Here is a 13,617-nt window from a genome sequence, read left to right on the forward strand (position 1 = left end):
TTATGGCTGGATTGATTGGAATAGGTCTGACCGGGGTGCTGGGCAACCAGGCAGCCCTGAATACAACGGCCAACAACATTACCAATGCCAATACGCCGGGCTACAGCCGCCAGGAAGTGCAGTTTGAAACCCTGCCGGGCCAGCGCACCGGGGCAGGTACGATCGGCAGTGGTGTGTCCATCTCGAATATCCGTCGGCTGGCGAATGAATATCTGACCCAGCAACTGCGCGAGGATTCCACCCTGTTTGGCGAGCAGGAGGCTCTGAACTCCGAACTCAGCCGCCTGGATAACCTCCTGGGTGGCGACGATACCGGTCTGAATAATGCCCTGAACAACTTTTTCGCGGCCATGCAGAATGCCGCCGAAGATCCCACGTCGCTACCGCAACGTCAGGTGGTGCTCAGTGAAGGCCAGCAGGTGGTCAACCGGTTCCAGAGCCTGAACGAGGAACTGATCCAGCAGCGTGAATCGGTGAAGACCCAGATGCAGCAGGGGGTAAAGGACGCCAACTCCCTTCTGAACAGCATTGCCGACCTTAACCGCTCGATTTCTGAATCGCCGGGCATTGCCCAGGGCAAAATGCCACTGGAGTTGATGGACCAGCGCGATCAGAAGCTCAAGGAACTGTCTGAGCTGGTCAGCATTCGTGTGTCGGAAACCGATGGCAGTCAGGTGAATGTCTCCCTGTCCAACGGGTTGGCTCTGGTGACGGGCGGTAACTCTGCCGAATTCGGCACACGTACCAGCGCCGAAGATCCGACACGGCTGGAGTTCACGCTTCAGAGCTCTGGGCGCACCCTGCTGATCGATGATCAGATCCAGGGCGGCAAACTTGGTGGCCTGCGCCGTTTCGATGAAGAAGCGTTGCGCCCGGCGTTTGATGAGTTGGGCCGCCTGGCCATTGCGCTGTCTGCCTCGATCAACCACCAGCATGAAATCGGGATGGACCTGGAAGGTGACCTGGGTGGCAACTTCTTTACCGACATCAACACCCAGGCGGCGGAACGCAGCCGGGTGGTTCCCAATGCGAATAATGCCGACCCCCAGAATGCCCAGTTGGCCGTGGAAATTACCGACAGCACCGAGTTGCCGGCGGGTACCTGGTCCCTGCAGTTCGGTGGTGATGGTCGCAACTTCGAGCTGATTGATACCCAGACCGGCGAAACGGTCCGGCAGGGGCGCCTGCCGGATCCGGTCCAGTCCGAGATTTCCATGCCCGGTTTCAATATCCGGGTGGAAGGTGGCGATTTTAACGCCGGCGACAAGTACCTGATCCAGCCCAGCCGGAATGCGGCGGAAAACATTGGCATGAATATCCTCCGGGAGGAGGACCTGGCCTTTGCCAGCCCGATCCGTGCCGCAGAGGGCGGTACCGATCCGTCTACAGGTACCACCCGGGATGAAAACCTGGGCACCGCCCAGATCAATCAGGGCAAAATGCTCAATGTCCGGAACCCGAATACCAACAGTCTGCTGGAAGGTTTCCGGAACGCTGGCGAGTTGGCCAATGGTCCACTGAGTATTGTGTTCGGGGCCGAGACAGCCAGCGGCATCCAGTACGATATCTACGAGGATGGCAACCCAACGCCGATCATCTCCGGTAACGACTACGATCCCCAGAAGATCAACACCTTCTTCAGTGGTGACCCGTCGGATCCGGAATATCAGGGCTATCAGTTCGAACTGACCGGTAAGCCCGCAGAAGGTGACATGTTCACCATCCAGTACAACGACAACGGGGTATCGGACAACCGGAACGCCGAGTTGCTGGCGGCCCTCGGGACCGCCAATACCATGAACGGCGGCAGCCAGAACTTTACCGAAGGTTATGCCGGGCTGGTTGAGGATATTGGGGTGAAAACCCGTCAGAGCCAGTTGGATAAGGAGGCCGGCTCGACACTGCTGGAGCAGTCCGAGAATCAGCGCGAGTCCGTGTCCGGGGTCAACCTGGACGAGGAAGCCGGCAAGCTGATCCAGTATCAGGCCGCCTATAACGCATCGTCCCAGGTGATGTCCGTCGCTCAGGACCTGTTCAACACCTTGTTGCAGAGCTTCCGGTAAGGGGAGGTAACCGATCATGATCCGGATTTCATCACAGCAAATTTTTTCCGGCGGTATTAACCGGTTGCAGGGCATCAACACCGAGTTGCTGGAGACCCAGCAGCAGATTTCCACCGGCAAGAAGGTAAACAAGCCCTCCGATGACCCGGTGGCGGCCGCCCGTATTCTGAAACTGGACCAGGAACTCCGCCGCGTTGAAACCTACGAGCGCAACGCCAACCTCGCAGATAACCGGCTGAAGCAGGAAGAGAGTGCCCTTGCCAGCTCGGTGGATATCATCCAGCGGGTGCGGGAACTTGCGGTGCAGGCCGGTAGTGGCACGCTCTCGCCCAATGATCGCGAGTCGATAGCCGCCGAGCTTGAAGAGCGTTTGGGGCAACTGGCCAACATCGTCAACACCCGGGATGCCTCCGGCGAATATATTTTCAGCGGTTTCCAGGGCCAGACGCCGGCGTTTGCGCGGGATGGGGCCGGTGACTGGAAGTACCAGGGTGACGAGGGTCAGCGGGTTCTGGAAATCGACGATGGCGTCACCGTGCCGATCAGTGATCACGGCAAGGGGATTTTCGTCAATATACCCAAGGCGATATCCGTCAAGGACACGGATGACGGCACCGGGTCCGGCACGCCGGCCCAGGGCTATATATCCGGTCTGGAGCTGGTGGCGCCCAAGGATCTGACCGATGCCTTCAGTGGTGCCACCCCGGCCGTGCCGGACGACATCACCATTTCTGTGGTCAACGACACGGGGGAACTGTCGATCACCGGGCCGGGAGGCACTCCGGATCTGACCCCGACGCCACCGCCAACGGTCGGCGAGGAATTCCAGGTGGCCGGCATCAAGATGACGGTCAACGACGGGGCGTTCGATACGGTATCGGGTACCGGCGATTCCTTTACTCTGGGGATCAGCGACCGGCAATCGGTGTTCGGTACCATTGAAAACCTCATTGATGGTCTTCAGGGGATTGCCAAGGGAACGCCGAAAGGCGATGCGGAATATGATGCGTTGATTGCCGAGTCCCTGATCAATCTGGACAACGCCCAGGAATCCCTGACCCTCAAGCAGACCGAGCTGGGCGGCCGGTTGAATGCGGTGGAATCCACCACGGCGTTTCTTGAGGATTCCGGCCTGTACACCCAGGAGATCCGCTCCCAGTTGCAGGATGTGGATTACGCCGAGGCGATCAGTAACCTGAGCTTCCAGAGCTTTGTGCTGCAGGCAGCTCAGCAGTCGTTCGCCCAGGTATCCAGGCTGTCACTGTTCGACCGCCTCTAATTGGCTGAGAGGGCGGGTGATTTCGCCCTCCGGCCGGGTTGCTTTCAGTGGCAGGCTCAGTATAATCCCTCGCACTCTCCGATGGCGGCGTGGTGAAATTGGTAGACACGACGGATTCAAAATCCGTTGGGGTAAAACCCGTGGCGGTTCGAGTCCGCCCGCCGCTACCACTTATTCGGCCGCTTCCCGCGGCGCCTTGATTAACCCGGGCCATGAACGTCTCCGATTTCGATTTTGACCTCCCGGACGAGCTGATCGCCCGTTACCCCCTGGAGCAGCGCAGCGCGTCCCGACTCCTGAATCTGGATGGCATTTCCGGTCAGATACGGCACCTTTCGTTTACCGACCTCCCGGATCTGCTGGAGCCTGGCGATCTGCTGGTGTTCAACAATACCCGCGTTATTCCCGCCCGCCTGTTTGGTCGCAAGGAAACCGGCGGCCAGGTGGAGATTCTGGTGGAACGTCTGCAGGGGGAGCAGGAATTCCTCGCCCATACCCGCGCCTCGAAGTCCCCTAAAGACGGGCAGCTTGTCCTGCTTGAAGATGGCACCCAGTTGCGGATGGTCGGCCGTGAAGATGCTCTGTTCCGGTTTGTGCTTGAGGGTTCCGAAGCGGTACTCGACATGCTTGAGCGCATCGGTCACATGCCTTTGCCTCCTTATATGGAGCGGGAAGACGAACTCACCGACCGGGAGCGCTACCAGACGGTCTACGCCCGTGAAGCCGGTGCCGTTGCAGCACCGACGGCGGGGCTGCATTTCGATGACGGGCTCCTTCAGACGCTGGGTGAGCGGGGTGTGGAGTTTGCCTATGTGACCCTGCATGTGGGCGCGGGCACGTTCCAGCCGGTGCGCGTTGATCGGGTTGAAGAGCACGTGATGCACAGCGAGGTAGCCCATGTGCCCGAAGAGACCGTCGCTGCGGTACAGCGGGCCCGTCGGGGTGGCCATCGCGTGGTGGCGGTGGGGACCACATCAGTCCGCTCCCTGGAGTCGGCCAGCCGGGCAGGGCAGTTGCATGAGTTTCGCGGCGAAACGGATATCTTCATCTACCCCGGTTATCGTTTCCAGACGGTGGACGCGATGATCACCAATTTCCATTTGCCGGAGTCCACGCTGATCATGCTGGTCAGCGCCTTTGCGGGCCACGGCAATATCATGGCGGCGTATCGTGAGGCGGTCGAACAGCGTTACCGCTTTTTCAGTTACGGCGATGCCATGTTCCTGACGGCGCAGGAACCGAGTCAGGGCATGCTGGCCGGCGCCGGCGCCAGTCAATCCGATGTATCTGCAGGAGACCCTTTGTGAGCCAGTCCTGTTTCATGTCCTTTGAAAAACTCGGCGAAGAGGGCCGGGCCCGGCGCGGCCGGCTGACTTTCCCGCGGGGCGTTGTCGAAACGCCAGCGTTTATGCCGGTGGGCACTTACGGTACCGTGAAAGGCATGTTGCCGAGGGACATCGAAGGCATTGGCGCCCAGATTATTCTCGGCAATACCTTTCATCTGATGCTTCGCCCGGGCACGGAAGTGGTGAAGGCGCACGGTGACCTGCATGACTTTACCCAGTGGCAGGGGCCGATCCTCACAGATTCCGGTGGCTTTCAGGTGTTCAGCCTGGGTGAGATGCGCAAGATCACCGAACAGGGGGTGACGTTCCGGTCACCCATAGATGGCTCGAGGGTGGAGCTGTCGCCGGAGATTGCCATTCAGGTGCAGCGGGATCTGGGTTCCGACATCGTGATGATCTTTGATGAATGCACGCCCTATCCGGCCACCGAAAAACAGGCCCGGGAATCCATGGAGTTGTCCCTGCGCTGGGCGGAACGCAGCAAGCAGGCCCATGAAGGCAACCCGGCGGCTCTGTTCGGAATCGTTCAGGGCGGCATGTACGAATCCCTGCGTGACCGTTCGCTGGCCGGCCTGACCGATATTGGCTTTGACGGTTACGCTATCGGTGGGTTGTCCGTCGGCGAGCCGAAAGAGGACATGATCCGGATTCTGGATCACCTGCCGCCGAAAATGCCGGAGGATCGTCCCCGGTACCTGATGGGCGTGGGGCGCCCGGAGGACATCGTGGAGTCGGTGCGCCGGGGTATCGACATGTTCGACTGCGTGATGCCCACGCGGAACGCCCGTAACGGCTATCTGTTCACGTCCACGGGAATCATCAAGATCCGCAATGCCCGTCACCGGCATGATACCGGTCCGCTGGACGAGCGGTGTGACTGCTATACCTGTCGGCACTTTTCCCGGAGCTATCTGCATCACCTGGACAAGTGCGGTGAAATGCTGGGTTCACAGCTCAATACCATTCATAATCTGCGCTATTACCAGAACCTGATGGCTGGATTGCGTGGGGCCATTGAAGCAGGTACATTGTCGGACTTTATACGGGAATTCTATGCCTTACGGGGCGAAACCGTTCCGCCCATGGGCTGATTCTGCTCACGTGTCAACCGAAGCAAATCCAAACTCAACGGAGAACCTGAATGAATACAATCAAACTGCTCATTGCCGGCCTGTTGTCTGCGATGCCCGCTCTGGCCATGGCGCAGGACGCTGGTGCTGCCGGCGGTATGGGTGTCATGGGGCAGGTGATTTTCTTCGCCGGCTTTATCCTGATTTTCTACTTCCTGATCTGGCGCCCCCAGTCCAAGCGGGCAAAAGAGCACAAAGCGCTGATGTCCGGCCTGAACAAGGGCGATGAAATCGTGACCTCTGGTGGCGTTGTCGGCCGCATCACCAAAGTGACCGACGATTTCATCGTTCTGGAAGTCGCTGACAACGTTGAAATGAAGGTTCAGAAAGTCGCGGTTGCCGCCGCCCTGCCAAAAGGCACGCTGAAGGATATCTGAGCTGGTTCTGTACGGGCGCGCCATGCGCCCGTTGGTTTTTTTACTGGCTGAAAATTATGGCCGGCTGCTCTACCGGCTCAAAGGAATCCCATGCTGAACAAGTATCCTCTCTGGAAAAACCTGATCATCGTGTGCGCACTGGTCATCGGGTTTATCTATGCCTTACCGAATTTTTTCCCGGACGATTACGCCATTCAGATTACCGGTGCCCGCGGCGGCACAGAAGTGGACCAGCGGGTGCTGGATCGGGCCCTTGGCAAGCTGGATGAGCTCAATATTGAAGTGAAATCGAGCGAAGTCGAGCAGCGGGATGCGCTGATTCGTCTGACCAGTTCCGAAGACCAGTTGCGTGCCCGTCCTGCGGTACAGGACGCGCTCGGAGATCGCTATCTGGTGGCGCTCAACATGGCACCGTCGACCCCGGACTGGCTTCAGAGCCTGGGCGCCGGGCCCATGAAGCTGGGCCTTGACCTGCGCGGCGGCGTTCACTTTCTGCTGGAAGTGGATATGGAAACGGCTCTGAACCAGCGCCTTGAGGCCCTTTCGGGCCAGATCAAGCGGGATCTGCGGGAAGAGAGGGTGCGCTATCGCGGTGGTGATATTGAGGACGGTCGCAACATCGTGCTCAGTTTCCGCGACGAGGAAGCGCGGGCTGAGGCTTTCAGCCTGATTCGTGACCAGTACAACCAGTTCCTGCTGGACGAGACCAGCGAAGAAGGACAGTTTTTCCTGACCCTGTCGCTGTCCGAGGCGGAGGTCAAGAGTATTCAGGAATATGCCCTTGAGCAGAACCTGACCACCATCCGTAACCGGGTGAATGAGCTGGGCGTCGCCGAACCGCTGGTACAGCGCCAGGGCACTGATCGCATCATTGTCGAATTGCCGGGCGTGCAGGACACCGCACAGGCCAAGCGGGTTCTGGGTTCTACCGCCAATCTGGAGTTCCGGATGGAGGCCCGCCAGGATGCGTCATCCTCGGAAACCGAGGAATATCAGTTCCGGGATAATCCCCAGCGCAGCGCGCGGCTGGAGCGGGACGTGATTGCCACGGGGAATAACGTGGCCAATGCCCAGCAGGCCTTTGACGAAGCCGGTCAGCCGCAGGTGAATATCACCATGGACTCGGTCGGTGGTGATCTGATGAACCGGGCCACCCGCAACAGCATCGGCCGGCGCATGGCGGTTCTGTTCATCGAATACGGCACGGAAACCGAGACCCGTGAAGTGGACGGGCAGATGCAGGAAGTTGAACGCCGTACAGTGGATAAAGGCATTATCAGCCTGGCAACCGTGCAGTCCGCTCTGGGAAGCAGCTTCCGGATCACCGGTCTGGATTCCATTCCCGAAGCGTCCGAGCTGGCCCTGCTGCTGCGTGCCGGTGCCCTGGCCGCTCCCATGTACTTTGTGCAGGAGCGCACCATCGGGCCCAGCCTGGGTCAGAAAAACATCGACGCCGGTCTGATGTCCGTGATCTTCGGTTTTGCGCTGGTGCTGTTGTATATGCTGGTGTTCTACCGTGGCTTTGGTCTTATCGCCAATGTCGGCCTTGTGCTGAACCTGATGCTGCTGATTGCCTGTATGTCGATCCTGTCGGCAACCCTGACGCTACCAGGTATTGCGGGTATTGTGCTGACCGTCGGTATGGCCGTGGATGCGAACGTCCTGATATTTGAGCGGATAAAAGAGGAGCTGCGCGCCGGCGTGCCGCCGCAACTGGCCATCAACTCGGGTTACGGTCGGGCCTTTGTGTCCATTTTCGACGCCAACATTACCACCCTGCTGGTGGCCGTGATCCTGTTCGCCATGGGTAGCGGGCCAGTCAAGGGGTTCGCCGTCACTCTGTGTATCGGCATCCTGACCTCCATGTTCTCCGGCCTGATGGTCAGCCGTAGCATCGTGAACCTTGTTTACGGTGGTCGCCGGATCGAGAAACTGTCAATCGGGGGGAAGCTGTCTAATGGCTGATATGGAAAAGAAACCGTTTGACTTCATGGGCCTGCGGAAAATCGCATCGGTCATTTCCATTGCCCTGGTGGTTGTCTCCATCGCGTTACTGGCCGTTCGGGGGCTCAACTTCGGTATGGATTTTACCGGGGGTACGTCGGTAGAGCTTGAGTATGTTCAGGCCCCGAACCTGGATGAGATCCGCGGTAAGCTGGATGAGTCCGGGTATGAGAACTTCGCCGTTCAGAATTTCGGCTCAGACACTACGGTACTGATCCGTCTGGCCGAGGCCGACAATGACAAGCTGGCCCGGGAAGTGACGGCAGCGCTGTCGGAGTCGGGCCAGGAACTGGAACTGGTCAGTTCCGAATTCGTCGGTTCCCAGGTGGGTGAGCAACTGAAGGAGGACAGTGGTCTCGGGCTGCTGCTTGCGCTGGCTGTGGTGCTGATCTACGTTGGCATGCGCTTCCAGTTCAAGTTTGGTATTGCCTCGGTGGTGCCGCTGGCTCATGACGTCATCATTGTGCTCGGGGTGTTTGCCCTGTTCCAGTGGACCTTCGATCTGACCGTGTTGGCGGCTCTGCTCGCGGTGATCGGTTATTCCCTGAACGATACCATCGTGGTTGCCGACCGGATCCGGGAGAACTTCCGGAAAATCCGTGTGGGCGAGCCCTGGGATATCATCAATGAATCCATCCACGAGACGATCACCCGGACCATCAATACCTCCGGTACCACCCTGGTGGTGCTGATGGCGTTGTATCTGTTTGGTGGTGAAGCCATCAACAACTTTGCCATTGCCCTGATCATTGGTGTGGTTGTGGGGACCTACTCATCCATCTATGTGGCCGCCAACATGTTGATGGCGCTCGGCGTCAGCCGTGAGGACCTGATGGTGCCGGCGAAAGAGGGCGCCCAGGGTGAAGAGGGTGAGGAAGAGCAGCCACCCGAGTGGCTGAACCGGATGTAACGGCCTCTCTGATCTTTGCATCAGGCATAAAAAAACCGCCGGAAACGGCGGTTTTTTTGTATCTGTATAAAGCGTAAATCAGTGAGTCAGGCGGCCCCGGAAGGGGTGCAGTACCTTGAGCACTTCCCGGAACAGCTTCGGGTTGGCGACCACCAGTTGCTTCGCGTTGGCGGCGGATGGGTTGCCAACGATATCGCCGGTCAGGGCGCCGGATTCCATGGCCAGGGTAGCGCCCAGGTCCAGGTCGACCGGTTCCGGGCGGAAGATCACCGCGGCGTCCAGCAGTCCGGAGGATGCCCGGGCGATATCCAGAACGGGGCAGCCAGAGCTGCGGAACATGGCCGTTTCGCTGGCCAGGGTGGCGGCCATTTCGCCCCAGAGCATGGGGTTGTCGCTGCCGCGTGCCTGATCAAGAATATTGCTGGCGAGTGCCGACTTGCCGAGCAGTTTGACCTCGGAAACGCGCACCCGGCGGCTGTTCAGTGCCGCGCCGTGCCCCCGGCTGGCAGAGTATTCCTCGCCGGTCACCGGGTTGATGACCAGCAGGTTTTCTGCCCGGTTCTGTCGCTTTTGCATCAGTGCCAGGGCGAATTCCGGGATACCACGGACAAAGTTTTCGCGCCCCAGAACGGGAAAGATATGCCAGGTTTTCTCGATGCTGTCGGCATTCGCCTGGCCCATCGGCACGATGGTGTGGTCCTTGTAGGCCTTTTCAAGCTGCTCGGTGAAATTGTCGTAGATCGACTTTTCCACGCGCTCGAGTTGCTGGTGGCGCTCCGCGTCATCCCTGGTGTTGGCGTCCTGACGCTCAAAATGTGCCTTTAGGTAGTCTGCTCCCTGGCGGGCAACGCGCAGGGCCATCTTGATTGCTGGTTGCATCTGAGTGTTCATTATCCGGGTGTGTTAAGGCCGGCCATCATAACAAAAGATGATCGCCCTTGTACGTTTTTCGGCTCAGGAAAAGCACGGACAGGCCCGGTTTTAGGGGATTTCCGCAGAGCCCCGAAGCGGTTGTTTCTGCTATCATTGCGTCCTTATTCCCCAATCGTTGACCCACAGGCCCAATTGTCATGCATAAGCCCGCTCTCCCGGTGGAGGAAACCGATACCTACCAGGACCAGATCCGTATTGTGCTGGTGGAGACTTCGCATTCCGGTAATATCGGCGCGGTTGCCCGGGCCATGAAGAACATGGGGCTGGGCAACCTGTGGCTGGTCAATCCGGCCTCGTTTCCTGATGAGGCATCCTACGCCCGTTCAGCAGGGGCTTCCGATGTTCTGGATCGGGCACAGGTGGTGTCGTCACTGGACGAGGCCCTGGCGGATTGTGTGCTGGTTATGGGAACCAGCGCCCGTGGTCGAAAAGTCCCCTGGCCGGTCACCGCGCCACCGGAAGCGGCGGCCAGGGCGGCTCAGTATGCCCATCAGGGGCGGGTGGCCATGGTGTTCGGCCGGGAAAGCAACGGGCTGTCCAATGACGAACTGCAGCGTTGCCATTATCACATTCACGTGCCGTCGAACCCGGAATACAGCTCCCTGAACCTGGCGATGGCGGTGCAGGTCATCTGTTATGAATTGCGGATGCATTACCTGCGCAGCCTTGAAGAAGGGGAGTCCCGTCCTCACCTTGGCTCCATGGTCAGACCCGGCGACCCGGGCTGGGATGTCCCTCCGGCGAGTGTGGGTGATGTGGAGGGCTTCTTCGGGCATCTGGAGTCAGTGCTCGAGGCGGTGGAGTTCCATCGGCGCAGTAACCCGCGACAGCTGATGCCCCGGTTGCGCCGCCTGTTTCAGCGTGCGCACATGGATCAGATGGAAATCAATATCCTGCGCGGGGTTCTGACATCTGTAGAGAAAGCGGTCGAGGCCCGTGACGGGGTCGGGCCGGATAAAGCCACTGCGGCCGATGCCGCGGATGAGGGGCAGGACAAAGATCATGTTTGAACGTTTGAAGGAAGACATTAGCAGCGTATTCCACCGTGATCCGGCGGCACGAAATACCTTTGAGGTGCTGACCAATTACCCGGGGCTGCACGCGCTCCTGTTTCATCGCCTGTCGCATCGCATCTGGAATATGGGCTTGAAGTGGCTTGCCCGCACGCTCTCAACACTGGCCCGCTGGTTTACCGGCATCGAGATTCACCCGGGGGCGACCATTGGCCGTCGCTTTTTTATTGATCACGGCATGGGCGTTGTTATCGGCGAAACCACCATTATCGGAGACGACGTGACGCTCTACCAGGGCGTGACCCTGGGTGGTACCAGCTGGAACAAAGGCAAGCGTCATCCAACCATTGGTGACGGTGTGGTCGTGGGAGCTGGCGCCAAGATTCTCGGGCCTTTCGAGGTTGGTGAGGGCGCCAAGATCGGGTCCAACTCGGTGGTTACCAAAGCGGTGCCGGCCGGTGCAACGGTTGTCGGCATTCCGGGGCGGGTCATTGTCAAACGCCGCCAGGAAGACGAGGTTCGTCGCAAGGAAATGGAAGAACGCATGGGCTTCGATGCCTACGGCGTCACCGAGGAAATGCCGGATCCGGTGGCCCGGGCCATGCGTTCCCTGCTGGATCACATGCACGCGGTCGACGATCGCATCGAAAACATGTGCAAGGCGCTGAAGAAGGTGAACAGCGACTATCAGAACGGCGAGCTTCCGCCACTGCATGATGAGGATTTTGAGTGCGTCAGGGAGGAAGAAGAGGGCGAAGATCGCCAGAAGGGGTGAATACTTGACTGTTTTAGTGGGTCAATTCATACTGGCCCTGCTATTTTCAATCCAATCCCTCCGTCGGGGCTGAAGCCATGAAACTGACGACCAAAGGCCGATATGCCGTCACAGCAATGCTGGACCTGGCGCTGCATGCGACCGAGGGTCCGGTCAGTCTTGCTGACATTTCAGCCCGGCAGGAAATCTCCCTTTCCTATCTGGAACAGCTGTTCTCCCGGTTAAGGCGCCACAAGCTGGTGGTCAGCGTGCGCGGGCCAGGTGGTGGTTACCGTCTGAGTCGTGGCGCCGATGAACTGTTTGTGGCCGAGGTGGTGGATGCAGTCAGTGAATCGCTGGACACCACCCGGTGTGGCAATAAAGGTGACTGTCAGAATGGCGAAAAATGCCTGACCCATCACCTGTGGTCCGATCTCAGTGACCGGATCCATCAGTTCCTCAGCGAAATCAGTCTCGGCGACCTGATGCGCAAGCATGAGATCCGTCAGGTGGCTGACCGTCAGAACAGCAAGCAGTCAGACGTGGATTCCGAGGCGATCAACACCCGCCGTCTGACAGAAGACCAGGCTACGGCCTGATAACCCACAGCTCCTAGATCAGGTAATGATGAACAAGCCCGTATATCTGGATTATGCGGCCACCACGCCCGTGGACCCGGTTGTCGCTCAGGAAATGAGCCGATATCTGACCGGTGACGGGGTGTTTGGTAATCCCGCATCCCGCTCCCATGGTTTTGGCTGGCAGGCCGAAGCGGCTGTTGAAGGTGCCCGGCGGCAGGTCGCGGATCTTATTGGCGCTGACCCCAGGGAGATCGTCTGGACGTCAGGAGCCACGGAATCCGACAATCTGGCGATCAAGGGTGTGGCGGCCATGCACAGGCAGCCTCACATCATCACGTCGGAGGTCGAGCACAAGGCGGTGATCGACACCTGTGTCTGGCTTGAGCGCCAGGGCGTTGAGGTGACCTGGCTCAAGCCGGATGCCGAAGGCCGGGTCTCCCTGGTGTCGGTGGCGGATGCGCTGCGCGAAAACACCGTGCTGGTCAGCCTGATGCTGGTGAACAATGAACTGGGCTGTATCAACGATATTGCTGCCATCGGTGCCCTGTTGCGCGAGCGTGGGGTGTTGCTGCATGTGGATGCCGCCCAGGGGGCCGGTAAGCTGCCGATGGACGTTGCAGCCATGAACGTGGACCTGCTGTCGTTGTCGGGCCACAAGGTCTACGGTCCCAAGGGTGTCGGCGCGCTGTATGTTCGGCGGTCCCCGGAAGTGCGGCTCGAAGCCCAGATGCATGGCGGCGGGCATGAGCGAGGCATGCGCTCCGGTACCTTGCCGACGCACCAGATCGTCGGCATGGGCCAGGCGTTTGCCCTGGCCGGAGAACAGCTCGATGCCGAAGTCGAACGTCTCGAATCCCTTCGCAAGCGCTTTCTGGCAGGCCTGGATGCGTTATCCGGGGTCCATTTCAACGGGAGCCGGGATCAGCGGGTTCCGGGCATTCTCAACCTCGCGTTTGAGGGTGTTGAGGCCGAGTCGTTGATGCTGGGGTTGCGCAATCTTGCCGTGTCGTCGGGGTCAGCCTGTGCCTCGGCAACCATGGATCCGTCCTATGTGCTCAAGGGCATAGGCCTGGATGATGAGTTGGCTCATCGGTCCCTCCGGTTCTCGTTTGGCCGCTATACCACGGAAGAGGAAATCGATTTCGCCTGCCAGCAGATTAGCGAGGCCGTGACGCGACTTCGTGCCCTGCGGTAGGCAGTGATCGCCTGACTGCGTATAATTGTCAG

12 protein-coding genes and 1 tRNA gene are annotated in these 13,617 nt (G+C 59.3%); 12 read left to right on the forward strand and 1 reads right to left on the reverse strand.

The window, feature by feature from the left end:
* The first annotated feature begins 2 nt into the window (after positions 1–2).
* From flgK to secF, 8 genes are all read left to right on the forward strand, one after another.
* Positions 3–2,063 (forward strand): flagellar hook-associated protein FlgK, encoded by a 2,061-nt coding sequence (flgK, locus tag HNR38_RS04070; protein WP_183700064.1) that lies wholly within the window; start codon positions 3–5, stop codon positions 2,061–2,063.
* 16 nt (positions 2,064–2,079) lie between these two features.
* Positions 2,080–3,342: a flagellar hook-associated protein FlgL gene (gene flgL, locus HNR38_RS04075; protein WP_183700066.1), complete on the forward strand. Its 1,263-nt coding sequence runs from the start codon at positions 2,080–2,082 to the stop codon at positions 3,340–3,342.
* Between the two features lie 83 nt (positions 3,343–3,425).
* Positions 3,426–3,512, forward strand: a tRNA-Leu gene (locus tag HNR38_RS04080).
* A gap of 42 nt (positions 3,513–3,554) precedes the next feature.
* Complete coding sequence (gene queA, locus HNR38_RS04085; RefSeq protein ID WP_183700068.1) at positions 3,555–4,649, forward strand: tRNA preQ1(34) S-adenosylmethionine ribosyltransferase-isomerase QueA; 1,095 nt, start codon at positions 3,555–3,557, stop codon at positions 4,647–4,649.
* A gap of 14 nt (positions 4,650–4,663) precedes the next feature.
* Positions 4,664–5,779 carry a tRNA guanosine(34) transglycosylase Tgt gene (tgt, locus tag HNR38_RS04090; protein WP_183700865.1) on the forward strand — a complete coding sequence of 372 codons (1,116 nt, stop codon included), beginning with the start codon at positions 4,664–4,666 and terminating at the stop codon, positions 5,777–5,779.
* Positions 5,780–5,829: 50 nt separating this feature from the next.
* On the forward strand, positions 5,830–6,195 hold the full coding sequence (gene yajC / locus HNR38_RS04095; protein WP_183700071.1) for a preprotein translocase subunit YajC: 366 nt from the start codon (positions 5,830–5,832) through the stop codon (positions 6,193–6,195).
* A 90-nt stretch (positions 6,196–6,285) separates the two neighbouring features.
* Positions 6,286–8,160, forward strand: a complete 1,875-nt coding sequence (gene secD / locus HNR38_RS04100; protein ID WP_183700073.1) for a protein translocase subunit SecD — start codon at positions 6,286–6,288, stop codon at positions 8,158–8,160.
* Entirely contained in the window at positions 8,153–9,109 is a 957-nt protein-coding gene (secF, locus tag HNR38_RS04105; RefSeq protein ID WP_183700075.1) for a protein translocase subunit SecF, read from the forward strand. The genes secD and secF overlap by 8 nt, the downstream gene beginning before the upstream one ends.
* 78 nt (positions 9,110–9,187) lie before the next feature.
* Here the strand turns inward: secF and HNR38_RS04110 are convergent, their stop codons facing one another.
* Positions 9,188–9,988, reverse strand: coding sequence for an inositol monophosphatase family protein (locus HNR38_RS04110; RefSeq protein ID WP_183700077.1), 801 nt, complete (start codon positions 9,986–9,988; stop codon positions 9,188–9,190).
* Between the two features lie 191 nt (positions 9,989–10,179).
* Here HNR38_RS04110 and trmJ point away from each other — a divergent pair, with 191 nt between their 5' ends.
* The 4 genes from trmJ (at position 10,180) to HNR38_RS04130 (ending at position 13,585) form a co-directional block, all read left to right on the forward strand.
* Positions 10,180–11,052 carry a tRNA (cytosine(32)/uridine(32)-2'-O)-methyltransferase TrmJ gene (gene trmJ, locus HNR38_RS04115; protein WP_183700079.1) on the forward strand — a complete coding sequence of 291 codons (873 nt, stop codon included), beginning with the start codon at positions 10,180–10,182 and terminating at the stop codon, positions 11,050–11,052.
* On the forward strand, positions 11,045–11,830 hold the full coding sequence (gene cysE, locus HNR38_RS04120; protein ID WP_183700081.1) for a serine O-acetyltransferase: 786 nt from the start codon (positions 11,045–11,047) through the stop codon (positions 11,828–11,830). The genes trmJ and cysE overlap by 8 nt, the downstream gene beginning before the upstream one ends.
* A gap of 77 nt (positions 11,831–11,907) precedes the next feature.
* The gene (iscR, locus tag HNR38_RS04125) at positions 11,908–12,408 is read left to right on the forward strand and encodes a Fe-S cluster assembly transcriptional regulator IscR (RefSeq protein ID WP_183700083.1); all 501 of its coding nucleotides are present in this window, start codon (positions 11,908–11,910) and stop codon (positions 12,406–12,408) included.
* 28 nt (positions 12,409–12,436) lie between these two features.
* Complete coding sequence (locus tag HNR38_RS04130; protein WP_183700867.1) at positions 12,437–13,585, forward strand: IscS subfamily cysteine desulfurase; 1,149 nt, start codon at positions 12,437–12,439, stop codon at positions 13,583–13,585.
* Positions 13,586–13,617 lie beyond the last annotated feature (32 nt).

It is taken from the genome of Marinobacter oulmenensis, assembly GCF_014201735.1.
In the GTDB taxonomy this organism is placed as follows: domain Bacteria; phylum Pseudomonadota; class Gammaproteobacteria; order Pseudomonadales; family Oleiphilaceae; genus Marinobacter; species Marinobacter oulmenensis.